This window comes from Streptomyces sp. URMC 129 (assembly GCF_051386415.1).
Taxonomy (GTDB): Bacteria; Actinomycetota; Actinomycetes; order Streptomycetales; family Streptomycetaceae; genus Streptomyces.
Genome location: NZ_JBPQTQ010000002.1, coordinates 53,181 through 78,791, shown reverse-complemented (window position 1 = coordinate 78,791; position 25,611 = coordinate 53,181). Strand labels below are relative to the sequence as shown.

The window sequence follows — 25,611 nt, the reverse complement described above, 5'->3', positions numbered from 1 at the left end:
GGGCCCTTCGCGGTGTGGCGAGGGCCGCGCGTCGTGGGACCTCGCTCCGGTGCGGTGGCCGGGCAGCAGGGGACAGCAGGCCGGTCACGTCCTCGGGCGGCCGGTTCCCGGGACGCCGGGGACCGGCCGCCCGCTCCGCGACGATCATGGCCGAACGGCGGCGGCGCCTCCCCCGGGCGCCGCTTCTCCCAGCACCGGCGCCGCCCTGTCGCCCGTGCTGACCGAGGGGCCCCGGCGCCGGACGCGCCGGGGCCCCTCGGCGTATGGACGTGGCGTGTCCTTTTCGTGATCGCGAACGGCACAACCCCGCGTCGCGGCGGCACGTCCTATGGGGTGACGGGCATCTGTCGCCTCGTCACATTCACGCGTGAGGCGCCGCCTCATCGGACCGGGGTCCGCTCCCCTTCCCCCGGGGGGCGGGCCCCTTCTCGCGCTCCGGCACCTCGCGGGCCGGGGGGACCGCCGGGACGGGGAGGACGACCGGCGGGCGCAGCGCGGCGAAGGCCGTCTCGGGGACCACCGGGTTGACCGGGGGGATCGCCGGGAGGGACTCGTAGGCGGCGCCCTGGGCCGGGCGGAGGTCCGGCTCGCCCTTGTTCGGCCACAGCGACATGGCGCGCTCGGCCTGCGCGGTGATGGTCAGGGACGGGTTGACGCCGAGGTTGGCGGAGACCGCCGAGCCGTCGACGACCGAGATGCCGGGGTGGCCGTACAGCCGGTGGTACGGGTCCACCACGCCCCGGGAGGGATCCGCGCCGATCGGGCAGCCGCCGAGGAAGTGCGCGGTCAGCGGGGTGCCGATCAGCTCGCCGACGTTGGTACCGGCGAAGCCGTGGATGTCCTCGGCGATCCGCCGCGCCGCCTCGGCGCCCTCGGGGATGTGGTCCGGGTTCGGCGCGCCGTGGCCCTGCTCGGCGTCGAGCAGCCCCTTGCCGATGCCCTTGCGCTTGCGGAAGGTCGTCAGGGAGTTGTCGTGGGTCTGCATCACCAGGCCGATGATCGTCCGCTCCGACCACTTCCGGTTCGACATGGAGATCAGGAAGAGCAGCGGGTGGCGCACGGTGGTGAGCGCGTACGCCAGGAGCTTGGGCATCTTCCCGTCCTGGCGGAACTGCTTGATGGACAGGAAGCCCATCGCGTTGGAGCCCTTGCCGTAGCGGACCGGCTCGATGTGGGTGTGCTCGTCCGGGTGGATGGACGAGGTGATCGCGACGCCCTTGGTGAAGTCCAGCACCGCGTCCTTGCCGTGCTTGGCGCGGTAGCGGCGCGGGTTGGTGCGGGCACCGACCAGGGCTTCGGAGTTGGTGCGGGTGAGCGTGCCGAGCCGGTCGGAGACGCGCGGCAGGGCGCCGGTGTCCCGCATCCGGTGCAGCAGCGTCTGGGTGCCGTAGGTGCCGGCGGCGATGACGACCTTGCGGGCGAGCAGCATCCGCTGGAGGCGGCGGCGCCGGCGCGGCGAGGCGTTGGTCGGCACGACGGTGATGCGGAAGCCCTCGCCGCCGTCGAGTTCGGTGATCGCGGTGACGGTGGTCAGCGGGTGGACCTCGGCCCCGGCGCGCTCGGCGAGGTAGAGGTAGTTCTCGTTGAGGGTGTTCTTCGCGCCGTGGCGGCAGCCGGTCATGCACTCGCCGCACTCGGTGCAGGCGCGGCGGGCGGGGCCGACGCCGCCGAAGTACGGGTCGGGCACCTCCTCGCCGGGCCGGGCGGTGCGGGTGCCGTCGGCGTCCTGCCGGTCGCCGAAGAAGACGCCCACCGGCGCCATGTGGAACGTGTCGCCCACGCCCATCCGTTCGGCCGCCGCCTTCAGATGCACGTCGGACGGGGTCACGGTGGGGTTGAGCCGGACGCCGAGCATGCGCTTGGCCTGGTCGTAGTACGGCGCCAGCTCCCGCTGCCAGTCGGTGATGTCGCGCCACTGCCGGTCCTGGAAGAAGGCCGGCGGGGGCACGTAGAGGGTGTTGGCGTAGTTCAGCGAGCCGCCGCCGACCCCCGCGCCCGCCAGGATCATGACATTGCGGAGGAGGTGGATGCGCTGGATGCCGTACAGCCCGAGCCGCGGCGCCCACAGGTAGTTCTTCAGGTCCCAGGAGTTCTTGGGGAGGTCGGTGCGGGCGAAGCGGCGGCCCGCCTCCAGGACGCCGACCTTGTACCCCTTCTCGGTCAGCCGCAGCGCGGACACCGAGCCGCCGAATCCGGAGCCGACGATCACCACGTCGTAGTCGTAGGTGTTCTCTGGCATCAGCGGAACCTCAGGGTTTTGAGAGCTTTCAGGGACTGCGTCAGCAGCGCCGCGTACCGGCGGTCGTCCAGGCCGAACGACGGCTCCAGCGGGATCAGCCGCTGCTGGGCGATGGTCTGCGCCTCGGTGTACTTGAGGATGCCCTCCGAGCCGTGGCGCCGGCCGAGGCCCGAGTCGCCCATGCCGCCCATCGGGGACTGGACGCTTCCGTAGGCGGCGGCGTAGCCCTCGTTGATGTTGACGGTCCCGGTGCGGAGCCGGGCGGCGACGCGGCGGGCGCGGCGGGCGTTCTTCGACCAGACGCTGGAGTTGAGGCCGTAGGGGGTGGCGTTGGCGCGGGCGATCGCCTCGGCGTCGTCGTCGAAGCGGTAGACGGAGACCACTGGGCCGAACGTCTCCTCCTCGCACACCAGCATGGAGGGCTGCACGTTGTCGAGGATCGTCGGCTCGTGGAAGAACGGGCCGAGGTCGGGGCGCGGCTTGCCGCCCGCGAGGATCTTGGCGCCCTGCGCGACGGCGTCCTCCACGTGCCGGGTCACCGCGTCGAGCTGGGCCCGCGAGGAGAGGGAGCCGACGTCGGTGCCGTAGTCCAGCGGGGCGCCCAGGCGCAGCGCCTGGGTGCGCTCGGTGAAGCGGCGCAGGAACGCGTCGGCGACGGAGGAGTGGACGTACAGCCGCTCCACCGAGATGCAGAGCTGCCCGGCCGAGGAGAAGCAGGCGCGCACCGCGCCGGCCGCCGCGCGGTCGAGGTCGGCGTCGTCCAGCACCAGCATCGCGTTCTTGCCGCCGAGTTCGAGGCTGACGCCGATGAGCCGGGCCGCCGCGCCCTGGGCGACCTGGCGGCCGGTGCGGGTGGAGCCGGTGAACGTCACGTAGTCGGCGTGCCGGACGACCTCGGGGCCGATGACGGGGCCCTCGCCCAGGACGACCTGCCAGAGCTCCGGCGGCAGCCCGGCCTCGATCAGCAGCCGCCGCGCCCACAGGGCGGTCAGCGCGGTCTCGGTGTCGGGCTTCATGACGACGGCGTTGCCGGCGGCGAAGGCGGGCAGGGCGTCGCCGGCGGAGAGCTCCAGCGGGTAGTTCCAGGGGGAGATCTGCCCGACGACCCCGCGCGGGTGGCGCAGCTCGCGCACCTGGGTGAGCAGCGGGAAGACGCCGGTGTGCCGCTTGGGCCGCAGATAGGCAGGCGCCTTGCGGCCGTAGTGCCGCGCGGCGAGGGCGACGGCCTGCACCTCCTCGTGCGCGTGCAGCCGGGCCTTGCCGGTCTCCAGCTGGACGAGGTCCAGGACCTCGTCCTGACGGCGCAGCAGAAGGTCGTGGAAGCGCAGCAGCACGGCAGCGCGCTGCCGCGGCGACCGGGCCGCCCATGCCGGCTGCGCGGCCCTGGCGCGCTCGAAGGCCGCCGCCACCTCGTCGGGCGTCGCCTCGGGCAGTTCGGCGAGACGCTCACCGGTCAACGGGCTGTGGCAGGCGGTGCGGCCACTGCCCGCGACGCCCTGGGTCAGCAGGTCCACCAGCTCGCTGGTGACCACTCGGGCGGCCTGGGCCTGAGGGTCTGACTGCGCTGTCGTCATAGGCGGAGGGTACGACTGGGCGCCCACCGATGACTACCCATTGGTAACCCAATTTTTCGCCAGTGATCGCTGGCAGGAACGCTCCGGTCACTCCGTCAGGCGGTACGTGCCCGCCGTGACGTCGTAGATCTCGCTCAGCCGGCTCTGCTCATCGGCCGGTCCGCGGACCATCACAATGTGATAATCACCATCCAGCAGCACCACCATGTTGTAGATCATCCAGTTCCGGGCGCCGTCGTCCTGCCAGCCGAAGATGCCCTCCGCCATGGCCGCGTCCCCGACCCGGCGCTCGTACAGCCCGCTGGCCGTCCCGAACTGGTAGTTCCGGTAATCGGCCAGCTCCGGCTGCTGGTTGAGCTGGTAGTCCATCGGCTCCGAGCCGAACTCCCGGGCGCTGTCCCGCCCCGGCACGACCACGATGTCGATATTCCCGTCGCTGAAGACGACCTGGCCCTCGCCGTTCATCCCCTGCCGCTGCCAGCCCTCGGGCACCGTGAGCGAGAAGCCCTCGGCGTCCTCGCGGACCTCGTACCCCTCGGGCGGCGGCGCGGGCTGCTGACCGTCCTCGGCCGGGGAGGTGTTGGTCGGGTCGTCGGTCTCCTCGGGGTCGGGCTCCGGCTCGGGCGTGGGGGCGGCCGGCTCCTCGTCCTCCGGCGGCGTCTCCGGCTCGGCCGGGTCCTGCGAGGGCGGGGTGCCGCCCGCCTCGCGGCGCGGCGCGCCGTCGTCCGACATGAACGCGAGCACGGCGGCGACGGCCCCGGCCAGCCCGAACAGCACCAGCGTCAGCAGGACCTGGCCCAGCCGGCGCGGCCCCCCGGGCGTGCGCAGGCGCGGGCGGCGGCGCGGACCGACCAGCTCGCCGCGCAGCCGCAGCATCGGCAGCCGCCGCGGGTCGGCCGGGCGGCCCGGCTCCAGGGCGGGCGGCGGCGCGGTGACCGTGTGGCGGCCGACCTCCGGCTCGGGCGCGCCGCGCAGCAGCGAACGCAGCCAGCCGCGCAGCTCCTCGGCGCTCGGGCGCTCGGTGGGGTCCTGCCGCAGCAGGGACTCGATGATGGGCCGCAGGGCGCCGCAGTCCTCCGCGAACGCGGGCTGCTCGGCGCAGACGGCCTGGGTCAGCTCGGCCGCGCTCTCCTCCGGGTAGGGCGGATACCCCTGCACCACGCGAAAGAGCAGCGCGCCCAGCGCCCAGAAGTCGGCGGGCGGGCCGACCGGCGGGGCCAGCCGCCAGTGCTCGTACACCGGGCCCGCCTGCTCCGGCGCCCAGCGCTCGGTGACGGCGCCCACCGTGGTGATGCGCGCCTGCCGGGCGCGCTCGGCGGCCCGCGCGGTGTCCGGGCCCCGGTACCGGCGCTCCGCCGCCGGTTCGCCGGCACCCGGTGCCCGCGGCGGGCGCGGCACGGCCGGGTCCGCGCGGTGCGCCTGCGCCGGGAGCCGGTCCCGGCCGGGGTCCGGGCGGGCCGGCGCGGCCTCCCACCCGGTGCGCACGGGGTGGCTCGGCCGGACGGTGCCGGGCAGCTCGGTCGGGCTCGTGCCGCCCGCGCGCTGCGCGGCACCGGCCTGGGTGCCTGCCCGGTACGCCGCGATGGCGCCGCTGCGCGTCGCGCGGTCGGGGACCCCGGTGCCGCCCTCGAAGTCCCAGGAGGACGGCAGATCTTCGCGCCCGGCCCGGCCCTGGTCCCGGCCCGGCTCCCCGGGGCGCGGGTCCCGGTCCGGCGGGGAGCCGCCCTGCTGCCGCACCCGGGCCACCAGCCCGGCCGCGCCGCCGGGCGGCGGGGGCGCGGTGGTGCCGTCGTCCCCCACGACGCCCCGCACACCACCGGTGTCCCAGCGCTTGTACGCGTCGGGCAGGACGCCCGGGCCCTGTGGGCGCGCCGGCGACGGGACGCCGGGCGGCGCGGCGGACGGCGGCGGGGCGCCGTTCTCCGGGCGCGCGGGCGCGTCTCCCCGGCCCGGGGGCAACTGCTCCCGGCCGCCCGGCGGATCGGGTCGCGGCACGGCGGCGAACGTCTCGGGGACCCCGGCGGGCGGGGGCAGCGGGTCGTACCCGCACAGCACTTCCTCGGCCGCGCCGGCCGCCAGGCCGGTCAGCATCGCGCGGCCGTCCTCGCAGATCATGACGGTGCGGACCGTGACGTTGCGGTGGACCCAGCCGTGCGCGTGGACTATCCGCAGGGCGGCGAGCAGATCCGCCGCCACCTCGGCCGCCCGGTACGGGCCGAGGCGCTCCTCGGCCAGCACGGCGGCCAACGGCCTGCCCGGCACCAGCTCGCTGACGATCCACAGGCCGTCGCCCTGCACGAAGACGTCGAAGACCTGGTCCAGCCGGGGATGGTCCGGCAGCCGCGCCGCCGCGGCGGCGGCCTCCACCGCGCGCCGCACCACCGGGTCCTCGGGCGTGCGGGTGGCCCGGTCGCTGTAGCCGCGCGCGATCGGCGGGCGCATCCGGCGGACGTCGCCGTCGAGCGTCTCGGCGTCCACGATCTCGGGCAGCGGGACCTGGCGCACCAGGACCTCCTGCCCGCTCGCCGTGTCGAAGGCCCGTGACTCGATGAGCTCGAACTCCTCGGAAGGAGTCCTCGGCAGCCGATAGCGGTCGGCCAGCAGCCGACCCGCGTATGTGTCCACGATGCCTCCCCACCGCGTGCGAACCCCCGCCGGGCACGGTCTCTCACGATACGCGCCACGCACTTGCCGCGGCTACGGTCCGTCAACTCCTGATAATGCTCAGTCCCAGGGCTGGAACGTCCCGAACGCGGTCTCGCGGAGGGTGGTACAGGAGCTCTCGTCCCATTCGTCCACCGGGCAGGTGATCATGATGGCGTAGCCGTGGTCCTCGTCCACGCGGAAGCCCCGGTTCAGCACCCGGACGCGCTCCCCGTCCTCGGTCCGCTCGAACTCCCAGTCGGCGACGGTCGGATAGCCGCGCCACTCCACCGACTCGATGCCGATCAGCTGGTAGTCGTCGCTGTTGCGCGCCACCGAGGGCTCCAGCTCGCGCCAGGCGGCCTCGGCGTCGTCGCCGGGGTCGGCGTTGAAGTCGACCTGGACCTTGGGCGGTCCGCCGTCGGCCGCGCTGTAGATGCCGCCCGAGTGCTCTCCGGCGATGCCGGTGCGCTCCCAGCCCCGGGGCAGCGACATCCGGAAGTGGAACTGGCTGTCGGAGATCTGCGCGTACCCGGCGGGCGTCTCGGGCAGCGAGGCGCCGGGGTCGGTCTCCGGCTCGGTGCCGGGCGGGCCCTCCGCGTCGGACGTGCCGGATCCGTCGTCGGAGCCCTCGTCCTCCGGCTCGGACCCGCCGGGGTCCTGCGTCTCCTCGGCCCCGGGCTCGTCGGTGACGTCCTGCGCCGGGTCGCCGGCGGCGCCCTCCGGATCCTGGCCGGACCGCTCGCCGCCGTCCTCCTCGCCCGTCCCGTCCTGCCCCACCGCACCGGTGCCCCCGCCGTCCTCGTCCCCCAGCGTGGCGGCCAGCGCGGCACCGAGCAGGGCGAGCAGCACGGCGACGAGGCCGGCGATGATCAGCACGCGTCTGCGTCTGCTGCCGCCGGGTGGCGGCACGACCGGGCCGGTCGCCGTGGACTCCGGGGCGGACGGCAGCAGCGGGGGCGGCTCCGGCGGCGCCGCCGGGGCGGCCACGGCGGCCACCGGCGCGGCGGGCGTGCGCGGATCGGGCACCCGGCCGCGGGGCGCGCCCAGGCCGACGACGACGGTCCTGTCGGCGGGCTCCGCCGCCGGCGAGCCGGCCACCACCGCGTCGAGCAGCACGCGGGCGCGCTGCTCGTCCAGCCGCCCGGCCGGGTCCTTGACCAGCAGCCCGGTGATGACCTCGGTCAGCGGCCCGGCCTGGCCGGGCGCCGGCACCGGGTCGTACATCACGGCGGCCAGCGTGGCGATCGCGCCGCCCTCGTCGTACGGCGGGCGGCCCTCGACGCAGCAGTACAGCAGGGCGCCCAGCGACCACAGGTCGGCGGGCGGCCCCGGGGTCTCGCCCCGGGCGCGCTCGGGCGAGATGTACGAGGGCGCGCCGACCAGCATGCCGGTGGAGGTGATCGACGGATCGCCCTCGACCTTGGCGATGCCGAAGTCGGTGAGGACGACCCGGCCGTCCTCGTCCGCGATGAGCACGTTGGACGGCTTGACGTCGCGGTGCAGCACCCCAGCGGCGTGGGTGGCGCGCAGCACGTCGAGAATGGCGAGCCCGATCGACGCGGCGCGCTCCGGGCGCATCGGCCCGTCGGCGCGGATGATGTCGGCCAGTGAGCGGCCCTCGATCAGCTCCATCACGATCCAGGGCCGCGACCCCTCGTCCACCACGTCGTAGATGGTGACGACGCCCTGGCTGCGGATGGTCGCGATCGCCTTGGCCTCCCGCAGCGTGCGGGTGACCATGCGCTTGCGCTCGCCGTCGTCGACGCCCGGCGGCAGCCGGAGCTCCTTCACCGCCACGGCGCGGCCGAGGACTTCGTCCCTGGCCTGCCAGACCGTGCCCATGCCGCCGCGCCCCACGACCTCGCCGAGCCGGTACCGCCCGTTCAGCAGACGGCCCTGGGCGCCGCCGCCCGCGTCCCCGGTCCCCGGACCGCCCGGAGCGTCCGGGGTGTCCGCCGCCTCGCCCGCGCGGTCCTCCGCGCCGTCCCCGTCCGGCACCGCCTCCGGCGCGGCGTCCCGCGCCCCGATGTCCCCGCTGTCTTGGCCCATGTCGTCGCGTCCCCTCCGGCTTCCCCGGCCATTGTCACCCATGACCCCGACAGCCGGACGGTGGGGCGCACGGATGGGCGGCGCGGAATCAGAGGGGAACGGTGTCGGGAGCGCCCAGCCTGGCGGCGTCCGCCGTCAGGTCATCGGGCTGCGTCTGCGACTCGCGCTCCGCCTCGACGCGCTTCTCGTAGTGCTCGATCTCACGCTCGATCTGAGCGTCCGTCCAGCCGAGCACGCCCGCCATCAGCCCGGCGCATACGCGCGCGCTGCGCGTGCCGCGGTCGAACGTCTCGATGGAGATGCGCGTCCGGCGGGTCAGCACGTCCTCCAGATGGCGGGCGCCCTCGTGCGAACAGGCGTACACGATCTCGGCCTTCAGGTAGTCGTCGGCGGCCGGCAGCGGCTCGCCGAGCCGGGGGTCGGCGGCGACGAGGTCGAGCAGTTCCTCCGTCAGGGAGCCGTACCGGCCCAGCAGATGCTCGATCCGCGCCTCGTGCAGACCGGCCCGGGCCGCGAGGCGTGCCCTGGCGTTCCACAGTGCGCGGTATCCCTCGGCCCCGGCCAGCCGGACGTCCTCGGTGCAGCAGGCCGCGACCCGCCGGCCGAGGCCGTGGACCGCCGCGTCCACCGCGTCCTTGGCCATCACCCGGTAGGTGGTGTACTTGCCGCCCGCGACCACCACCAGACCGGGCACCGGGTGCGCCACCGTGTGCTCGCGCGACAGTGTGCTGGTGGCGTCCGACTCCCCGGCGAGCAGCGGGCGCAGCCCCGCGTAGACGCCCTCCACGTCGTCCCGGGTGAGGGGGACGGCCAGCACCGAGTTGACGTGTTCGAGCAGGTAGTCGATGTCGGCGCTGGAGGCCGCCGGGTGAGCCTTGTCCAGGTCCCAGGCGGTGTCCGTGGTGCCCACGATCCAGTGCCGACCCCAGGGGATGACGAAGAGCACGCTGGTCTCGGTGCGCAGGATCAGCCCGGTCGAGGACTGGATCCGGTCCTTGGGCACCACCAGGTGGATGCCCTTGGAGGCCCGGACGTGGAACTGGCCGCGCTCCGCGATCATCGCCTGCGTGTCGTCCGTCCACACGCCGGTCGCGTTGACGACCTGCCGCGCCCTGATCTCGTGCGCGCCGCCGCCCTCCAGGTCCGTCACCCGCACGCCGACGACGCGTTCGCCCTCGCGCAGGAACGCGGTGACCCGGGCGCGGTTGGCGACATGCGCGCCGTAGCCCGCGGCGGTCCGCACCAGGGTGGCGACGAACCGGGCGTCGTCCACCTGCGCGTCGTAGTACTGCAGGGCGCCGACCAGCGCGTCCTTCCGCAGGCACGGCGCGACCCGCAGCGCGTGGCGCCGCGTCAGATGCCGGTGGCGCGGCAGCCCCCGGCCGTGTCCGGAGGAGAACGCCATGGCGTCGTACAGCGCGACGCCGGTGCCCGCGTACAGCCGCTCCCAGCCGCGGTGCTGGAGGGGATACAGGAACGGCACGGGCTTGACCAGGTGCGGCGCGATCCGCTCCAGCAGCAGTCCGCGCTCCTTGAGGGCCTCCCTGACCAGGCCGAAGTCGAGCATCTCCAGATAACGCAGCCCGCCGTGGATCAGCTTGCTCGACCGGCTCGACGTGCCCGAGGCCCAGTCCCTGGCCTCGACCAGCCCGGTCGCCAGGCCGCGGGTCACGGCGTCCAGCGCGGTGCCCGCGCCGACCACTCCCCCGCCGACCACCAGCACGTCCAGCTCGCGCTCCGCCATCCGGGCGAGCGCCTCGCCCCGCTGCGCCGGCCCCAGTTCGGCTGTCCTCACGTCCGCCTCCTTGTGCGCCGTTCCCGACACGCGGCGCTCGCCTCGTACCGATGGTTCCCCATTTCCGCCGCTTTGGCGCGCCATCGGTCCGCCGCGGCGGTCAATCGGCGAACATCTGTCATATATGCCCCTAAGCAGACCGCACTGGGGAGAAGGGAGCGGTACCGCGTATGCCCGCTGATCTCGCCGTTCTCGGCCTGGGGCAGTTGGGGCTGCCCACCGCCCAGGCCGCCACCGCCGCCGGCATCGCCACCGTCGGCTTCACGCCCGACCCCGCGCGCGCGGAGGAGCTGAACGCGGGCCGCCCGCCGGCCGACGGCTCCCTGTCCGCCGCCGAGCTGCGCCGCATGCTCTCCGCCGGCTTCCGCGCCACCAGCGACGCGGCCGTCCTCGGCCGGGTCCGCACCGCCCTGATCTGTGTCCCGACCCCGCCGGGCGCGGGACGCGCCCTCGACGTGGGCGGCGTGCGCGAGGCCGCCGCCGCGCTCGCGCCCCGGCTCCGGCCGCGCACCCTCGTGGTCCTGGAGTCGGCGGTGCCCCCCGGCACCACCCGGGACGTGCTGCGCCCGGCGCTCGAACGCGGCTCGGGCCTGCGGGCCGGCCACGACTTCCACCTCGCCTGCGCGCCCGGCCGCCTCGACCCGGGCAGCCGGACATTCGGCTACGCGGGCACCCCCCGCGTCATCGGCGGCCTCACCCCCGCCTGCACCGAGGCCGCCGCCGCCTTCTACGGGCGGCTGACCGACAAGGTGGTACGGGCCCGAGGCGTGATGGAGGCCGAGGCGGTCAAGGTCCTGGAGACCAACTTCCGGCACGTCAACATCGCCCTGGTCAACGAGATGGCCGTGCTCTGCCACGAACTGGGCATCGACATCTGGGACGTGGTCCGCTGCGCGGAGACCAAGCCGTTCGGCTTCCACGCCTTCCGCCCCGGCCCCGGCGTCGGCGGCCACGGCGCCCCCGTCGACCCGGGCGGCCGGCTCCGGATCGTGCAGCTCGCGCGCGACGTGAACGAACGGATGCCCCGTTACGTGACCCAGCGCGCCGCCGCCCTGCTCAACGAGCACGGCAAGTCCGCGCGCGGCGCCCGCGTGCTGCTGCTGGGCGTGACCTACCGGCCCGACCTGCCCGACCAGCAGGGCGCCCCGGCCCGCGAGATCGCCTCCCGGCTGCTCAGCCTGGGCGCGCACCTCACGTTCCACGACCCGTTCGTGACCGAGTGGCATGTGGGCGGCCACCCGGTCCGGCGCGCCGACTCGCTCTACGAGGCCGCCGCCGCCGCGGATCTGACGCTGCTGCTCCAGCAGCACGCCACCTACGACCTCCAGGGCCTGGCGGCCAAGGCACAGCTCCTGCTCGACACCCGCGGCGCCACCCCGGCCGGGTCGGCGCACCGTCTCTAGGGCCGGCGGCCGGGGACGGCGCCAGAGGCTCAGCGGGAGCGGGCGACCGTGACCTCGACGCGCTGGAACTCCTTCAGCTCGGAGTACCCCGTCGTCGCCATCGCGCGGCGCAGCGCCCCGAAGAAGTTCATCGAGCCGTCCGGGATGTGCGAGGGGCCGGTGAGGATTTCCCCGGTCGTGCCGACCGTGCCCAGGTGGACCTTCTTGCCGCGCGGCACGTCCTCGTGGACGGCCTCCATGCCCCAGTGGTGGCCCCGGCCCGGCGCGTCCGTGGCGCGGGCCAGCGGCGAGCCCATCATCACGGCGTCCGCGCCGCACGCGACCGCCTTCGGCAGGTCGCCCGACCAGCCGACGCCGCCGTCCGCGATGACGTGCACATACCGGCCGCCGGACTCGTCCATGTAGTCCCGCCGGGCCGCCGCCACGTCGGCCACCGCGGTGGCCATCGGGACCTGGATGCCCAGCACGTTCCGCGTGGTGTGCGCGGCGCCGCCGCCGAAGCCGACGAGCACGCCGGCCGCGCCGGTCCGCATCAGGTGCAGGGCGGCGGTGTACGTGGCGCAGCCGCCGACGATCACCGGCACGTCCAGCTCGTAGATGAACTGCTTGAGGTTGAGCGGCTCGGCCGCCCCCGACACGTGCTCCGCCGAGACGGTGGTGCCGCGGATGACGAAGATGTCCACGCCCGCGTCGAGCACCGCCTTGGAGAACTGCGCGGTCCGCTGCGGCGAGAGCGCGGCGGCGGTGACGACGCCCGCGTCCCGCACCTCCTTGATCCGGCGGAAGATCAGCTCCTCGCGGATCGGCGCGGCGTAGATCTCCTGCAGGCGCCGGTTGGCCGACGCCTCGTCCAGCTCGGTGATCTCCGTCAGCAGCGGCTCGGGGTCGTCGTACCGGGTCCAGAGCCCTTCGAGGTTCAGCACGCCGAGCCCGCCCATCTCACCGATGCGGATCGCGGTGGCGGGCGAGACGATGGAGTCCATCGGCGCGGCCAGGAACGGCAGTTCGAACCGGTAGGCGTCGATCTGCCAGGCGATCGAGACCTCTTTCGGGTCGCGGGTGCGCCGGCTCGGCACCACGGCGATGTCGTCGAATGCGTACGCCCGCCGCCCGCGCTTGCCGCGCCCGATCTCGATCTCAGTCACGAAAGAACCTTTCCGTACGGTGTGCCTCCCCCAGTATCCCCGACCGGAGTAAGGCGCACCCCCCGGCGGGTCACTCCTCCAGGAGCACGTGCGTGAAGTCCACGACGTGGACGACGAGGACCAGCAGCAGCCCCTCGCCCACCACGTACTCGATCGCGATGTTCGGGGTCAGGGCCAGGGAGCGGGTGGACTCGTCGCCGGAGATCGGGATCGACATCTTCGGCTCGGGGTCCTGCGCCAGCACGGCCAGCCCCCGCTCCAGCAGCGCCTTGCGGTCGGCGGGGAGGCCGTCCCGCACCCGGGCGGCCTCCTCGCTGAACTTGACCGCGTACAGCATTCCCTCGGTCTTCCCCCGGTCCCGTCCGGCGCCCGCTCAGCGCCGCGAGTAGTTCGGCGCCTCGGTCGTCATCTGGATGTCGTGCGGGTGGCTCTCCTTCAGCCCGGCCGCGGTGATGCGGACGAACCGGCCGCGCTCCTTGATCTCCGGGATGGTCCGGCCGCCCAGGTAGTACATCGACTGGTGCAGACCGCCGACCAGCTGGTGCACCACGGAGGCGAGCGGGCCGCGGTAGGGCACCTGGCCCTCGACGCCCTCGGGGATCAGCTTGTCGTCGTCGCCGATCTCGTCCTGGAAGTACCGGTCCTTGGAGTACGAACGCCGCTCGCCGCGCGACTGCATGGCGCCCAGCGAGCCCATGCCCCGGTAGGACTTGAACTGCTTGCCGTTGATGAACAGCAGCTCGCCCGGGGACTCCTCGCACCCGGCCAGCAGGCTGCCGAGCATCACCGTGTCGGCGCCGGCCACCAGCGCCTTGGCGATGTCGCCGCTGTACTGCAGGCCGCCGTCCCCGATGACCGGGATGCCCGCCTCGCGCGCCGCCTGCGCCGCCTCGTAGATCGCCGTCACCTGCGGCACGCCGATGCCGGCGACGACCCGCGTGGTGCAGATCGAGCCGGGGCCGACCCCGACCTTGATGCCGTCCACGCCCGCGTCCACCAGCGCCCGGGCGCCGTCCCGCGTCGCGACGTTGCCCGCGACGACGTCCACCTGGTCGTGGTTCGACTTGATCTTGGCGGCCATGTCCGCGACCAGCCGGGAGTGCCCGTGCGCGGTGTCGACCACGATGAAGTCCACCCCGGCCTCGATCAGCGCCTGGGCGCGCTCGTACGCGTCCCCGGCGACGCCGACGGCGGCGCCGACGATCAGCCGGCCCTCCTCGTCCTTCGCGGCCCGGGGGTACTTCTCGGCCTTGACGAAGTCCTTGACGGTGATGAGGCCCTTGAGCAGGCCGTCGCCGTCCACCAGCGGCAGCTTCTCGATCTTGTGCCGCCGCAGCAGCTCCATGGCGTCCTCGCCGGAGATGCCCACGTGCCCGGTGACCAGCGGCATCGGCGTCATGACCTCGCGCACCTGACGGCCGCGGTCCGGCTCGAACGCCATGTCCCGGTTGGTGACGATGCCCAGCAGCTTCCCGGCCGCGTCCGTCACCGGCACGCCGCTGATCCGGAACCGGGCGCACAGCTCGTCGGCGTCGCGCAGCGTGGCGTCCGGGCGGGTCGTGATCGGGTCGGTGACCATGCCGGACTCCGAGCGCTTGACCCGGTCGACCTGCGCGGCCTGCTCCTCGATCGACAGGTTCCGGTGGAGGACGCCGACGCCGCCCTGCCGGGCCATCGCGATGGCCATCCTGGCCTCGGTGACCTTGTCCATCGCGGCCGACATCAGCGGGACCTTCACCCGGACGTTGCGGGAGACGCGGGACGACGTGTCGATGTCCTGCGGCGCCAGATCGGCGGGCCCCGGCAGCAGCAGCACATCGTCGAAGGTCAGCCCCAGTGCCGCGAACTTGTCCGGCAGCTCACCCGCGTAATCAGTCATGGCACCCTTCCGCTCACCCGCTTGCCCGCGGCCGTTTACTCCCCATGGACCCATGGGTTCACCCGGCCGGGGACTCCATGCTACGGCCCCGGTGGACGGTGCCCATTTCCCCGGTGCCGCCCGCGCGAAACATCGGGGCGGACCGCGGGCTTCGGCCGCTCAGCGCCCGGCCAGCGCCCGCAGCCGGCTGAGGGCCCGGTGCTGGGCGACCCGGACGGCACCGGGCGACATGCCGAGCTTGGCGCCGGTCTCCTCGGCCGTCAGCCCGACCGCGACCCGCAGCAGCACCAGCTCGCGCAGGTGGTCCGGGAGGTTCGCCAGCAGCTTCCTGGCCCATTCGGCGTCGCTGGACAGCAGCGCGCGCTCCTCCGGGCCCAGGGAGTCGTCGGGCCGCTCGGGCATCTCGTCGGAGGGCACGGCGGTGGAGCCGGGCCGGCGCAGCGCGGCCCGCTGGAGGTCGGCGACCTTGTGCTGGGCGATGGCGACGACGAACGCGTCGAACGGGCGGCCCGTGTCCCGGTAGCGCGGCAGCGCGCACAGCACCGCCAGGCACACCTCCTGGGCCAGGTCGTCCACGAAGTGTCTGGCCTCGCCCGGCAGGCGCGCCAGGCGCGTGCGGCAGTAGCGCAGGGCCAGCGGGTGCACATGGGCGAGCAGGTCGTGTGTGGCCTGGGCATCGCCCTCGGCGGCACGGTGGACGAGAGCGCCGATCGCCGTGGTCTCGTCTTCGCGCATCGGTCCATGGTGCACTGTGGCCGCGGGGTCCGGGCCACCGCGGGTCGAGTTGTGCACCGAAGCGTTATGTGCGGGAGCGGGAGCGGGAGCGGTGAGCGTCATGTCCCGAACCCTCCCCTCGCACCTGGCTGACTCGTCCCCAAGGAGCGTCATGCATCCAAGGATGCGTCACGCGCGGAGCTTTTGAGCCACGGCTCCTGCCGGACGGGGTGACAGCCACGGCCGTGCTCCCCGTCCGGTCCCGTCGATCAGCGGACCAGTCCCCAGCGGAACCCCAGCGCCACGGCGTGCGCGCGGTCCGACGCGCCGAGCTTCTTGAACAGCCGGCGGGCGTGCGTCTTCACCGTGTCCTCGGAGAGGAAGAGCTCCCGCCCGATCTCCGCGTTGGACCGGCCGTGGCTCATGCCCTCCAGCACCTGGATCTCCCGCGCGGTCAGCGTCGGGGCGGCGCCCATGTCGGAGGAGCGCAGCCGCCGCGGGGCGAGCCGCCAGGTGGGGTCGGCCAGCGCCTGGGTGACCGTGGCGCGCAGCTCGGCGCGGGAGGCGTCCTTGTGGAGGTATCCGCGCGCGCCCGCCGCGACGGCCAGCGCCACGCCGTCCAGGTCCTCCGCGACGGTGAGCATGATGATGCGGGCACCGGGGTCCGCGGAAAGAAGCCGCCGGACGGTTTCCACTCCGCCGAGCCCGGGCATTCGGACGTCCATCAGAATCAGGTCGGAACGGTCGGCACCCCAGCGGCGCAGGACCTCCTCGCCGTTGGCGGCCGTAGTGACCCGCTCGACACCGGGCACGGTGGCGACCGCTCGGCGGAGCGCCTCACGGGCGAGCGGGGAGTCGTCGCAGACAAGGACGGATGTCATGGTCGCCCTCCGGAGCTGATGCGCATCACCTTGAGCCTCCAGGCAGTCGTGTGTCGTCACCTGTGCGATTGACAAGCCGTGTCAACCGCCTCAGCCCTCTCAACGACGGTCACCCGAAAGAGTTACGGCCTCCAACTGCACAGCATCAGCACTGTACGTGAACGGCCGATCACGGCCCAGTCGCGCTTCAGCAAACACGCCGAACATCCGTTTTTGCCCTGATGAGACCTTTTTGTTCCTATCAGCGTGTTTACAGCTATATTCGGCTGGTAGTCATATTTACATCTACTTTCTGAGCCTCGATGACGATGGGACACTGTCATGGCAGATTTCTCCCGCCTTCCGGGCCCCAACGCCGACCTGTGGGACTGGCAGTTGCTCGCGGCCTGCCGCGGGGTGGACAGCTCGCTGTTCTTCCACCCCGAGGGCGAGCGCGGCGCGGCCCGCAGCGCGCGCGAGGAGGCCGCGAAGGAGGTGTGCATGCGCTGCCCGGTCCGCTCCGAGTGCGCCTCGCACGCGCTGTCGGTCCGCGAGCCGTACGGCGTGTGGGGCGGTCTGACCGAGGACGAGCGCGAGGAGCTGCTCGGCCGGGCCCGCCGGGACCTCGTGGACGCCAACTCGGCGCACACGCGCCGCTGAAGGCGACTACCGTCTTCGTATGACAACTGCATTGGTGACCGGGGCCACCGCCGGGATCGGCGCCGCCTTCGCCCGCCGGCTGGCCCGCGACCGGCACGACCTGGTGCTCGTCGCCCGCGATCTTCAGGCACTGCGGCGCCAGGCCGCCGAGCTGCACGACCGGCACGGGATCGAGGCGGCCGTGCTCTCGGCCGACCTGTCGACCGACGACGGCATCGCCGCCGTGGAGGCCCGGCTGTCCGACCCCGACCGCCCGGTCGACCTGCTGGTCAACAACGCCGGGTTCGGCCACAAGGGCGGCTATCTCGACGTCCCGGTGGCGGACGAGCTGAAGATGCTCAAGGTCCACTGCGAGGCGGTGCTCCGCCTGACCACGGCCGCCGCCGGACCGATGCGGCGGCGCGGGCGGGGCGGCGTGGTGAACGTCGCCTCGGTGGCCGCGTTCCTGCCGCGCGGCACCTACGGCGCCTCCAAGGCGTGGGTGGTCCAGTTCACCGAGGGCGCGGCCCGTGACCTGGCGGGCAGCGGGGTGCGGCTGATGGCGCTGTGCCCGGGGTTCGTGCGGACGGAGTTCCACCAGCGGGCGGGCATGGGCACGGACAACGTCCCCGGCTGGATGTGGCTGGAGGCGGACCGCGTGGTGGACGCGGCTCTGAAGGACCTGGCCCGCGGCCGGACGGTCTCCATCCCCGACGCGCGCTACAAGGTGCTCATGGGCGCCGCCCGGCTGGCCCCGCGCGGCGCGGTGGGCGGGCTGTCCTCGCGGGCGGGCCGGAAGTACGGACCCGGCCGGAGCGGATAAATCGGGCATAAAGTATTAGGCTGGACGTGGTACGCATACGCGCTCACAGACACGGACACGCCATGACTTTCGTACAGGTGATCGACTGCAAGACCAGCAGAGTCGATGAACTGAATCGGCTCATGGACACCTGGGTCGAGCAGACCCGGGGCAAGCGGACAGCGACCCACTCGATCGTCGGCCGGGACCGGGCCGACGGCACCCACATCGTCGAGATCGTCGAGTTCCCCTCGTACGAGGAGGCGCGGCGGAACTCCGAACTCCCGGAGACCGACCGGATCTTCCGCGAGATGGTGGCGCTCTGCGACGGGACGCCGCAGTTCACCGACCTGGACGTGGTGCGGGACGAGCAGCTCAACAAGGAGGCCGTCCGGCGCTTCTTCGACAGGGCCGTGAACCGCGGGGACGTGGACGCCGTGGACGAGCTGTGCACGGAGGACTACCGGGAGCACGACCCGGGCAGCTCCGTCGACCCGCTCGGGCTCGCGGAGTCCAAGGAGGACGCGGCCAAGTACATCCGGGCGTTCCGGCCGACGTTCATCATCGAGAGCCAGGTGGCCGAGGGCGACCTGGTGATCACCCGGTTCACCGCGACGGGCACCCACTCGGCCGAGTTCATGGGGCTGGCCCCGACCGGCCGCCCGGTGCGGATCTCCGGGCATGTCACCCACCGCTTCCGGAACGGCCGGATCGCGGAGGCCTGGTGGAACTGGGACCAGCTCGGCCTGCTGGCCCAGGTGGGCCTGGTGGAGCTGTAGCCGACGCCCCGGCGGGCAGGACGACCCCGCCGGGGCCACGGCCCGCGGTCAGTGCGCGTGGCCGTGACCGTGACCGGCCGACTCCGGCTCGTCCTCCTTCTTCTCCACCACCAGGGTCTCGGTGGTGAGCAGCAGGGAGGCGATGGAGGCGGCGTTCTGGAGCGCGGATCGGGTCACCTTCACCGGGTCGATGACGCCGTCCTTGACCAGGTCGCCGTAGACGCCGGTGGCCGCGTTGAAGCCCTGGCCCTTGTCCAGCTCGGCCACCTTGGAGGTGATCACGTAGCCCTCCAGGCCGGCGTTCTCCGCGATCCAGCGCAGCGGCTCGACGGCGGCGCGGCGGACGATCGCCACGCCGGTGGCCTCGTCGCCCGTCTTGCCGAGGTCGCCGTCCAGCACCTTGGCGGAGTGCACCAGGGAGGCGCCGCCGCCGGGGACGATGCCCTCCTCGACCGCCGCGCGGGTGGCGGAGATGGCGTCCTCCAGACGGTGCTTCTTCTCCTTCAGCTCGACCTCGGTGGCCGCGCCGACGCGGATCACGCAGACGCCGCCGGCGAGCTTGGCGAGGCGCTCCTGGAGCTTCTCGCGGTCCCAGTCCGAGTCCGTGGTCTCGATCTCGGCCTTGATCTGCGCGACGCGGCCCTCGATGTCCTCGGACCGGCCGGCGCCGTCGACGATCGTGGTGTCGTCCTTGGTGATGGTGACGCGGCGGGCGGTGCCCAGCACGTCGAGGCCCACCTGGTCGAGCTTGAGGCCGACCTCCTCGGAGATCACGGTGGCGCCGGTGAGCGCGGCCATGTCACCGAGCATCGCCTTGCGGCGGTCGCCGAAGCCGGGGGCCTTGACGGCCGCCGAGTGGAACGTGCCGCGGATCTTGTTGACCACGAGGGTGGACAGGGCCTCGCCCTCGACGTCCTCGGCGATGATCAGCAGCGGGCGGGAGCCGCCGGCCTGCATGATCTTCTCCAGCAGCGGGAGCAGGTCCTGGATGGAGGAGATCTTGCCCTGGTTGATCAGGATGTAGGGGTCGTCGAGGACGGCCTCCATGCGCTCCTGGTCGGTCACGAAGTAGTGCGACAGGTAGCCCTTGTCGAAGGCCATGCCCTCGGTGAAGTCGAGGTCGAGACCGAAGGTCTGGGACTCCTCGACGGTGATCACGCCGTCCTTGCCGACCTTGTCCATCGCCTCGGCGATCAGGGCGCCGACCTGCTTGTCCTGGGCGGACAGCGCGGCCACGGCGGCGATGTCCTCCTTGGAGTCGATCGGCCGGGCGCTGGCGCGCAGGTCCTCGGCGACGGCGGCGACCGCGGCGTCGATGCCGCGCTTGAGACCCGACGGGGACGCGCCGGCAGCCACGTTGCGCAGCCCCTCGCGGACGAGCGCCTGCGCCAGCACGGTGGCGGTGGTGGTGCCGTCACCGGCGACGTCGTTGGTCTTGGTCGCCACTTCCTTCACAAGCTGGGCGCCGAGGTTCTCGAACGGGTCCTCCGCCTCGACCTCGCGCGCGATGGTGACGCCGTCGTTGGTGATGGTGGGCGCGCCGAACTTCTTGTCGATGACGACGTTGCGGCCCTTGGGACCGATGGTGACCTTGACGGCGTCGGCGAGTCGGTTCACGCCGCGCTCGAGGGCGCGGCGGGCGTCCTCGTCGAATTTAAGGATCTTCGCCATGGGTGTGGGTGTCCCTCGTGTGTTCTTCGGTAAACGAACCGCGCCCCGGCCCCGGCTGTCTCTGGATGAGCGCGGGTCCCGGGGCGCGGATGTGAGCGTCGGTGCCGGAATTACTTCTCGATGATCGCGAGCACGTCGCGGGCCGAGAGCACGAGGTACTCCTCGTTGTTGTACTTCACCTCGGTGCCGCCGTACTTGCTGTAGAGAACGATGTCGCCGACCTTGACGTCGAGCGGCAGCCTGTTCCCGTCCTCGAAGCGGCCCGGGCCCACGGCCAGGACGGTGCCCTCCTGGGGCTTCTCCTTGGCCGTGTCCGGAATGACCAGGCCCGAGGCCGTGGTCTGCTCGGCGTCGAGCGGCTGGACCACAATGCGGTCCTCAAGCGGCTTGATGGCAACCTTGGAGCTGACGGTCGTCACGATCCGACCTCCCCCTTCGGAGATCTCACGGGGTTATCAATGGCTGGATGGCGACGTGGTGGACCCGTCGTCGCGGGTGCCGGATCCGCCTGTCGCGCGTTGGCACTCACGCGAGGAGAGTGCCAGGTCGAGACTAGGCGGCCGTTAGCACTCAGTCAACTAGAGTGCCAAGTGACCGGTGGCCGCGTCGCGCGGGCGCGGCCGTGCGCCGGGGCTACACGTAGTCCTCCAACCGCGCGATGGCGAAACCCTGTTCGGTCGCGGCGTTGACCACGCGCCGGATCATGTCCGCCATGTCGCCGTCCCACACGTCGTCGCCGCGGAAATGGGTGAGGATGATGTCTCCGGGGTGGAACTTCTGGTCCGCGCGCCCGTATTCGATGCGATCGGGGAACGCCTCCTCCGCCCACAGCGGGATCACCCGGATGCCGCAGGACTTGGCCGCGCGCAGCGTGTCGCGGTCGTAGGCGCCGTACGGGGGCCGGAAGAGCGTGGGCCGCTCGCCGATCTCCTTCTCCAGGACGTCCTGCTGGTGGCAGATCTCCTCGCGCTGCTCGGAGTAGCTGAGGGTGGGCATCTCGCGGTGGTTGACGGAGTGGTTGTGCATGCCGGCGCCGAGTTCGTAGGCCTCCCGGAAGTAGCCGTAGTCGTCGCGGGAGACGTAGTCGGTGAGGAAGCCGCTGTAGGGGACGTCGAGTTCGCGCATCATCTTCAGCAGCTCCGGGTCCTTCTCGGCGCCGTCGTCGATGGTGAGGAAGACGACCTTCTCGTCGGTGGGCACGCTGACGATGACCGGGGGCAGGCCGGAGCCGGTGATGTGGCCCGGCTCGCTGGTCAGTTCGGGCTTCTTCTCCGGGGGCGCGGGCGGGAGCAGCGGAGCCTTCCGCAGGCCCCACCGCTTGGCGGTGGCGACGCGGCGCGCCTCGGCGCGTTCCAGCTTCTTGGCGTACGTGCCCAGCGCGTCCGCGACGCTGCGCGCCTGGGCACGCTGCGATGCGCCGAGACCGAGCACGGCCTCGCCGGGCGGGGCGGCGTCGACCACGGACAGCAGGCCCTGCCCGCCGCCCCCGGAGCCCCCGGGCAGGAGCTCCGGCGGCACCCCGGCTCCCGAGCAGACGAGGGCGAGTATCGTCGCGCCGCCCAGCGCCCCGCACCGCCGGACCCTATGTCTCACCCGACAATCATTTAGTCCTACTTGTCCGATAATCCTCATGCTTCGGGATGCTGCCATCGCGCTGCCCGCACCCCCGGACGCCCTTCCGGACCGGCGGGGAGAATGACCCGTGTGGCCGTACGCACCTCCCACCCCGACGCCCCCGGCGCCCTCGACGCCTTCCTCGCCCTGCTGACCGAGCCGGGCCGGCGGCTGCTGGCCGGGCTCCGCGACCTCGACCCCGCCCGGGAGCTGGCCGTCGCCACCCGCCTGCGCCGCGAGCACCCGCCGGAGCTGGTCGCCGCCGCCATCGGCCAGGCGCGGCTGCGGCAGCGCGCCGCCGCGAAGTTCGGCCCCGACGCCGAGCGGATGTACTTCACGCCCGACGGGGTCGAACAGGCCACCCGCGCCCCGGTGGCCGCCTGGCGCGCCCGGCGCTTCGCCGCGCTCGGCGTCACCCGCGTCGCGGACCTGTGCTGCGGCATCGGCGGCGACGCCCTCGCGCTCGCCCGGGCCGGGCTCACCGTCCTGGCGGTGGACCGCTCCCCGCTCGCCTGCGCGGTCGCCGAGGCCAACGCGGCGGCGCTCGGCCTCGCCGACCGCGTCACCGTGCGCCGCGCGGCCGTGGAGGACACCGATGTCCGGGGCTGGGACGCGGTGTTCGCCGACCCGGCCCGGCGCGGCGCCGGCGGGGGCCGCCGGATCTTCGACCCCGAGGCGTACTCGCCGCCGCTGTCCTGGGCCGTGGAGCTGGCCTCCCGCGTCCCGTACGCGGCCCTGAAGGTCGCCCCGGGCGTGCCGCACGAGGCGGTGCCGGCGGGGGCCGAGGCGGAGTGGGTCTCGGACCGGGGGGACGTGAAGGAGGCGGTGCTGTGGTTCGGCACCGGCCAGGCCGCCCCCCGCCGCGCCACCCTGCTGCCCGGCGGCCACACCCTGACCGGCACCGGCCGCCGGGCCGCCGCGGGACCGCCCGGCCGCTACCTGTACGAGCCGGACGGCGCGGTCATCCGCGCGGGCCTCGTCGCGGACGTCGCGGACCAGGTCGGGGGCCGCCTGCTCGACCCGGCCATCGCGTACGTCACCGGCGACGAGCTGCGGCCGACGCCGTACGCCACGGCCTACGCGATCACGGACGTGCTGCCGTTCAACGTGAAGCGCCTGCGGGCCCTGCTGCGCGAGCGCGGCGTCGGCACCCTGACCATCAAGAAGCGCGGCTTCGCGGTCACCCCCGAAGAGCTCCGCGCCCGTCTGCGCCCCTCCGGCCCGAACGCGAGCACGCTCTTCGTGACCCGCGTCGGCCAGACCCCCACGGCCCTGATCGGCCACCCGGCAGCCTGACCCCGGCGACGGAACCGGCGCGGGGCCGCGGCGGAATCAGTCCGCGACCGGCGCGAAGCGCCAGCGGTGGACCTCCCGGTGGAGCAGCGCGGACGGCGGCTCCGGGAGTTCGGGCAGCTCGGCGGAGAACTCCGCGTCCCACCACGTGATCACCAGCACCCGGTCGTCCGGCGCCGTGAACGTCTCCCGGCGGACCGGCGCCGGGTCCAGCGGCACCGCCCGCGCCCACGCCAGCAGTTCGCCGCCCCGGCCGGCCGCCGCGCGGGCCTCCCACATCAGCGCCACCGCCATCAGGGGTGCGCCCCGGGCACGTGCGTCTCGGTCACCGGCAGCGAGGAGTCGGCCGGCAGGTCCAGCGCGGACGGGGTCCGGCCCCGGGCGACCATCTCCGCGCCGAGCGCCGCGACCATCGCGCCGTTGTCCGTGCACAGCCCGGGGCGCGGCACCCGCAGCCTGATCCCGGCCGCCGCGCACCGCTCCTCGGCCATCGCCCGCAGCCGCGAGTTCGCCGCCACGCCGCCGCCGATCATCAGGTGGTCCACGCCCTCGTCCCGGCAGGCCCGGATCGCCTTGCGCGTCAGCACGTCCGTCACCGCCTCCTGGAAGGACGCCGCGACATCGGCCACCGGCACCTCCTCCCCAGCGTTCCGCCGCGCCTCCACCCAGCGCGCCACCGCCGTCTTCAGGCCGGAGAACGAGAAGTCGTACGGCGCGTCCCGCGGCCCGGTCAGCCCGCGCGGGAACGCGATCGCCCCCGGGTCGCCCTCGCGCGCCAGCCGGTCCACGACCGGGCCGCCCGGGAAGCCGAGCCCCAGCACCCGCGCCACCTTGTCGAACGCCTCGCCCGCCGCGTCGTCGATCGTCGCGCCCAAGGGCCGCACGTCGGCCGTGATGTCCGGCGCCAGCAGCAGCGACGAGTGCCCGCCGGAGACCAGCAGGGCCATCGTCGGCTCCGGCAGCGGCCCGTGCTCCAGCTGGTCGACGCAGATGTGCGAGGCGAGGTGGTTGACGCCGTACAGCGGCCTGCCCAGCGCGTACGCGTACGCCTTGGCGGCCGAGACGCCGACGAGCAGCGCGCCCGCCAGCCCCGGGCCCGCCGTGACCGCCACCGCGTCCAGGTCCGTGGCGGCGACCCCGGCCTCCTTCAGCGCCCGCTCGATGGTGGGGACCATCGCCTCCAGGTGCGCCCGGCTGGCGATCTCCGGGACGACGCCGCCGTACCGGGCGTGGTCGTCCACGCTGGAGGCCACCGCGTCGGCGAGCAGCGTGTGCCCGCGCACCACGCCCACGCCGGTCTCGTCGCAGGAGGTCTCGATGCCGAGGACGAGGGGTTCGTCAGCCATGTTCCGCCGTTTCTTCTTCATCGGACTCCGGGGGCGCCAGCTCGCGCCGCATCACCAGGGCGTCGAAGTTGCCCGGCTGGTAGTAGCCGCGGCGGACGCCGATCCGCCGGAAGCCGAACCGCTCGTAGAGGCGCTGCGCCCGCACGTTGTCCACGCGGACCTCCAGCAGCACCTCCCGGCAGCCCAGCCGCCGCGCGTCGGCCAGCAGCTCCCCCAGCAGCCGCCCGCCGAGGCCCGTGCCCTGGTGAGCGCCGGTCACGCCGATCGTCATCACGTCGCCCGTCCCGCCCGCCACGGCGAGCCCGGCGTATCCGGCCAGCTTCCCGTCGGCGTCCTCGGCCACCAGGTAGCCGCGCGTGCGGTGCGGGCCGCCGGCGCCCGCCAGCTCCGACCAGTACATGCCCTCGGACCACGCGTCCAGCGGGAACAGCTCCGCCTCCAGCGCGAGCACCGGCTCGATGTCCCACCAGCGCATCGCGCGGAGCACGATCTCGCGCGTCATGCCCGGATGACCGCCTTGTACCCGGCGGGCACGCGCGCGTCCGGGCGGCGCAGGTACTCCGGCCTGGGCTCGGGCAGCGCCTCCCCCGCGGCCAGCCGCTCCGCCGCCAGCGCGGCGAGCGCCGCCGCCGAGGCGTGCTCCGGCAGATCGGCGCGCAGCCGGGGGAACGCCGCCGCGTACAGCCGCGCGCCCGCGCCCACGGCGGGCAGCCCGGCGACCCGGTCGGCGATCTCGTCCGGGCGGTCCACCGCCGGGCCCCCGGTCCGGGTCCGCGCGTCGGCGTAACGCGCCCAGTACACCTCCCTGCGGCGGGCGTCGGTCGCCACGACGAACGGCTCGTCCAGCCCGGCCGCCCACGCGATCGAGTCCAGGCTGCACAGGCCGTGCACCGGGATCGCGCGGGCCGCGCCCAGCGCCGCGGCCGTGGCCAGCCCGACCCGCAGCCCGGTGTACGGCCCCGGCCCGGTGCCCACGACCACCGCCGTCACCTCGTCGAGCGAACGGGACGCCGCGGCCAGCACCCGGTCCACAGCGGGCAGCAGCAGCTCCCCGTGCCGGCGGGCGTCGACCTCGTCCGAGGAGGCGAGAACCTCCGCGCCGTCGTGGACGGCGACGGTGACGGCCGGGGTGGCGGTGTCCATGGCGAGCAGCAGCACGCAGC

22 protein-coding genes are annotated in these 25,611 nt (G+C 73.7%); 5 read left to right on the top strand and 17 right to left on the bottom strand.

Features of this window, described 5'->3' with window-relative positions; genetic code table 11:
* Positions 1 to 361: 361 nt before the first annotated feature.
* From ACSNOC_RS01060 to ACSNOC_RS01040, 5 genes are all read right to left on the bottom strand, one after another.
* Positions 362 to 2,239, bottom strand: coding sequence for a GMC oxidoreductase (locus ACSNOC_RS01060; protein WP_436745254.1), 1,878 nt, complete (start codon positions 2,237 to 2,239; stop codon positions 362 to 364).
* Positions 2,239 to 3,813 carry a succinic semialdehyde dehydrogenase gene (locus tag ACSNOC_RS01055; protein WP_436745253.1) on the bottom strand — a complete coding sequence of 525 codons (1,575 nt, stop codon included), beginning with the start codon at positions 3,811 to 3,813 and terminating at the stop codon, positions 2,239 to 2,241. The genes ACSNOC_RS01060 and ACSNOC_RS01055 overlap by 1 nt, the downstream gene beginning before the upstream one ends.
* A gap of 87 nt (positions 3,814 to 3,900) precedes the next feature.
* Entirely contained in the window at positions 3,901 to 6,438 is a 2,538-nt protein-coding gene (locus tag ACSNOC_RS01050; RefSeq protein ID WP_436745252.1) for a serine/threonine protein kinase, read from the bottom strand.
* 99 nt (positions 6,439 to 6,537) lie between these two features.
* Complete coding sequence (locus tag ACSNOC_RS01045; protein WP_436745251.1) at positions 6,538 to 8,508, bottom strand: protein kinase domain-containing protein; 1,971 nt, start codon at positions 8,506 to 8,508, stop codon at positions 6,538 to 6,540.
* Positions 8,509 to 8,596: 88 nt separating this feature from the next.
* Positions 8,597 to 10,303, bottom strand: coding sequence for a glycerol-3-phosphate dehydrogenase/oxidase (locus tag ACSNOC_RS01040; RefSeq protein ID WP_436745250.1), 1,707 nt, complete (start codon positions 10,301 to 10,303; stop codon positions 8,597 to 8,599).
* Positions 10,304 to 10,473: 170 nt separating this feature from the next.
* Between ACSNOC_RS01040 and ACSNOC_RS01035 the strand changes: the two genes are divergently transcribed.
* Complete coding sequence (locus ACSNOC_RS01035; protein WP_436745249.1) at positions 10,474 to 11,706, top strand: nucleotide sugar dehydrogenase; 1,233 nt, start codon at positions 10,474 to 10,476, stop codon at positions 11,704 to 11,706.
* A 29-nt stretch (positions 11,707 to 11,735) separates the two neighbouring features.
* Here ACSNOC_RS01035 and ACSNOC_RS01030 read toward each other — a convergent pair whose 3' ends face one another.
* The 5 genes from ACSNOC_RS01030 to ACSNOC_RS01010 all read right to left on the bottom strand — a co-directional run bounded on the left by ACSNOC_RS01030 (position 11,736) and on the right by ACSNOC_RS01010 (position 16,325).
* Positions 11,736 to 12,851, bottom strand: coding sequence for a GuaB3 family IMP dehydrogenase-related protein (locus tag ACSNOC_RS01030; protein WP_436745248.1), 1,116 nt, complete (start codon positions 12,849 to 12,851; stop codon positions 11,736 to 11,738).
* A gap of 70 nt (positions 12,852 to 12,921) precedes the next feature.
* Positions 12,922 to 13,188 (bottom strand): hypothetical protein, encoded by a 267-nt coding sequence (locus ACSNOC_RS01025; RefSeq protein ID WP_326598629.1) that lies wholly within the window; start codon positions 13,186 to 13,188, stop codon positions 12,922 to 12,924.
* A 36-nt stretch (positions 13,189 to 13,224) separates the two neighbouring features.
* On the bottom strand, positions 13,225 to 14,730 hold the full coding sequence (gene guaB, locus ACSNOC_RS01020; RefSeq protein WP_436745247.1) for an IMP dehydrogenase: 1,506 nt from the start codon (positions 14,728 to 14,730) through the stop codon (positions 13,225 to 13,227).
* A gap of 159 nt (positions 14,731 to 14,889) precedes the next feature.
* Positions 14,890 to 15,465: an RNA polymerase sigma factor ShbA gene (shbA, locus tag ACSNOC_RS01015; protein ID WP_436745246.1), complete on the bottom strand. Its 576-nt coding sequence runs from the start codon at positions 15,463 to 15,465 to the stop codon at positions 14,890 to 14,892.
* 248 nt (positions 15,466 to 15,713) lie between these two features.
* Positions 15,714 to 16,325: a response regulator transcription factor gene (locus tag ACSNOC_RS01010; RefSeq protein WP_019431595.1), complete on the bottom strand. Its 612-nt coding sequence runs from the start codon at positions 16,323 to 16,325 to the stop codon at positions 15,714 to 15,716.
* Between the two features lie 321 nt (positions 16,326 to 16,646).
* On the opposite strand from ACSNOC_RS01010, the gene ACSNOC_RS01005 reads away from it, so the two are divergent.
* From ACSNOC_RS01005 to ACSNOC_RS00995, 3 genes are all read left to right on the top strand, one after another.
* Positions 16,647 to 16,964: a WhiB family transcriptional regulator gene (locus ACSNOC_RS01005; protein WP_436745245.1), complete on the top strand. Its 318-nt coding sequence runs from the start codon at positions 16,647 to 16,649 to the stop codon at positions 16,962 to 16,964.
* A gap of 19 nt (positions 16,965 to 16,983) precedes the next feature.
* Positions 16,984 to 17,766: an SDR family NAD(P)-dependent oxidoreductase gene (locus ACSNOC_RS01000; RefSeq protein ID WP_436745244.1), complete on the top strand. Its 783-nt coding sequence runs from the start codon at positions 16,984 to 16,986 to the stop codon at positions 17,764 to 17,766.
* A 62-nt stretch (positions 17,767 to 17,828) separates the two neighbouring features.
* A complete protein-coding gene (locus tag ACSNOC_RS00995) occupies positions 17,829 to 18,524 on the top strand; it encodes an ester cyclase (protein ID WP_436745243.1) in 696 nt (231 codons plus the stop codon).
* 48 nt (positions 18,525 to 18,572) lie between these two features.
* Here the strand turns inward: ACSNOC_RS00995 and groL are convergent, their stop codons facing one another.
* From groL to ACSNOC_RS00980, 3 genes are all read right to left on the bottom strand, one after another.
* Complete coding sequence (groL, locus tag ACSNOC_RS00990) at positions 18,573 to 20,195, bottom strand: chaperonin GroEL (protein WP_436745242.1); 1,623 nt, start codon at positions 20,193 to 20,195, stop codon at positions 18,573 to 18,575.
* A gap of 110 nt (positions 20,196 to 20,305) precedes the next feature.
* Positions 20,306 to 20,614, bottom strand: a complete 309-nt coding sequence (groES, locus tag ACSNOC_RS00985) for a co-chaperone GroES (RefSeq protein WP_049567300.1) — start codon at positions 20,612 to 20,614, stop codon at positions 20,306 to 20,308.
* A gap of 214 nt (positions 20,615 to 20,828) precedes the next feature.
* Positions 20,829 to 21,788 carry a polysaccharide deacetylase family protein gene (locus tag ACSNOC_RS00980; RefSeq protein ID WP_436745241.1) on the bottom strand — a complete coding sequence of 320 codons (960 nt, stop codon included), beginning with the start codon at positions 21,786 to 21,788 and terminating at the stop codon, positions 20,829 to 20,831.
* A gap of 102 nt (positions 21,789 to 21,890) precedes the next feature.
* Between ACSNOC_RS00980 and ACSNOC_RS00975 the strand changes: the two genes are divergently transcribed.
* On the top strand, positions 21,891 to 23,105 hold the full coding sequence (locus tag ACSNOC_RS00975; RefSeq protein WP_436745240.1) for a class I SAM-dependent methyltransferase: 1,215 nt from the start codon (positions 21,891 to 21,893) through the stop codon (positions 23,103 to 23,105).
* Positions 23,106 to 23,141: 36 nt separating this feature from the next.
* On the opposite strand, the gene ACSNOC_RS00970 is transcribed toward ACSNOC_RS00975, so the two are convergent.
* The 4 genes from ACSNOC_RS00970 to tsaB are packed head-to-tail and all read right to left on the bottom strand — an operon-like array spanning position 23,142 to position 25,606.
* The gene (locus ACSNOC_RS00970) at positions 23,142 to 23,396 is read right to left on the bottom strand and encodes a hypothetical protein (protein ID WP_436745239.1); all 255 of its coding nucleotides are present in this window, start codon (positions 23,394 to 23,396) and stop codon (positions 23,142 to 23,144) included.
* Complete coding sequence (tsaD, locus tag ACSNOC_RS00965) at positions 23,396 to 24,448, bottom strand: tRNA (adenosine(37)-N6)-threonylcarbamoyltransferase complex transferase subunit TsaD (protein ID WP_436745238.1); 1,053 nt, start codon at positions 24,446 to 24,448, stop codon at positions 23,396 to 23,398. Before tsaD ends, ACSNOC_RS00970 begins: the two co-directional genes overlap by 1 nt.
* Positions 24,441 to 24,950, bottom strand: coding sequence for a ribosomal protein S18-alanine N-acetyltransferase (gene rimI, locus ACSNOC_RS00960; protein ID WP_436745237.1), 510 nt, complete (start codon positions 24,948 to 24,950; stop codon positions 24,441 to 24,443). Before rimI ends, tsaD begins: the two co-directional genes overlap by 8 nt.
* Positions 24,947 to 25,606, bottom strand: a complete 660-nt coding sequence (gene tsaB, locus ACSNOC_RS00955; protein ID WP_436745236.1) for a tRNA (adenosine(37)-N6)-threonylcarbamoyltransferase complex dimerization subunit type 1 TsaB — start codon at positions 25,604 to 25,606, stop codon at positions 24,947 to 24,949. The genes rimI and tsaB overlap by 4 nt, the downstream gene beginning before the upstream one ends.
* Positions 25,607 to 25,611 lie beyond the last annotated feature (5 nt).

What these genes read in the sequence shown, in the direction of transcription:
- ACSNOC_RS01060 (WP_436745254.1), bottom strand. Translation starts at nt 2,239, where the DNA reads ATGCCAGAGAACACCTACGACTACGACGTGGTGATCGTCGGCTCCGGA.
- ACSNOC_RS01055 (WP_436745253.1), bottom strand. Translation starts at nt 3,813, where the DNA reads ATGACGACAGCGCAGTCAGACCCTCAGGCCCAGGCCGCCCGAGTGGTC.
- ACSNOC_RS01045 (WP_436745251.1), bottom strand. Translation starts at nt 8,508, where the DNA reads ATGGGCCAAGACAGCGGGGACATCGGGGCGCGGGACGCCGCGCCGGAG.
- ACSNOC_RS01035 (WP_436745249.1), top strand. Translation starts at nt 10,474, where the DNA reads ATGCCCGCTGATCTCGCCGTTCTCGGCCTGGGGCAGTTGGGGCTGCCC.
- ACSNOC_RS01025 (WP_326598629.1), bottom strand. Translation starts at nt 13,188, where the DNA reads ATGCTGTACGCGGTCAAGTTCAGCGAGGAGGCCGCCCGGGTGCGGGAC.
- guaB (WP_436745247.1), bottom strand. Translation starts at nt 14,730, where the DNA reads ATGACTGATTACGCGGGTGAGCTGCCGGACAAGTTCGCGGCACTGGGG.
- shbA (WP_436745246.1), bottom strand. Translation starts at nt 15,465, where the DNA reads ATGCGCGAAGACGAGACCACGGCGATCGGCGCTCTCGTCCACCGTGCC.
- ACSNOC_RS01010 (WP_019431595.1), bottom strand. Translation starts at nt 16,325, where the DNA reads ATGACATCCGTCCTTGTCTGCGACGACTCCCCGCTCGCCCGTGAGGCG.
- ACSNOC_RS01005 (WP_436745245.1), top strand. Translation starts at nt 16,647, where the DNA reads ATGGCAGATTTCTCCCGCCTTCCGGGCCCCAACGCCGACCTGTGGGAC.
- ACSNOC_RS01000 (WP_436745244.1), top strand. Translation starts at nt 16,984, where the DNA reads ATGACAACTGCATTGGTGACCGGGGCCACCGCCGGGATCGGCGCCGCC.
- ACSNOC_RS00995 (WP_436745243.1), top strand. Translation starts at nt 17,829, where the DNA reads ATGACTTTCGTACAGGTGATCGACTGCAAGACCAGCAGAGTCGATGAA.
- groL (WP_436745242.1), bottom strand. Translation starts at nt 20,195, where the DNA reads ATGGCGAAGATCCTTAAATTCGACGAGGACGCCCGCCGCGCCCTCGAG.
- ACSNOC_RS00975 (WP_436745240.1), top strand. Translation starts at nt 21,891, where the DNA reads ATGACCCGTGTGGCCGTACGCACCTCCCACCCCGACGCCCCCGGCGCC.
- ACSNOC_RS00970 (WP_436745239.1), bottom strand. Translation starts at nt 23,396, where the DNA reads ATGGCGGTGGCGCTGATGTGGGAGGCCCGCGCGGCGGCCGGCCGGGGC.
- tsaD (WP_436745238.1), bottom strand. Translation starts at nt 24,448, where the DNA reads ATGGCTGACGAACCCCTCGTCCTCGGCATCGAGACCTCCTGCGACGAG.
- rimI (WP_436745237.1), bottom strand. Translation starts at nt 24,950, where the DNA reads ATGACGCGCGAGATCGTGCTCCGCGCGATGCGCTGGTGGGACATCGAG.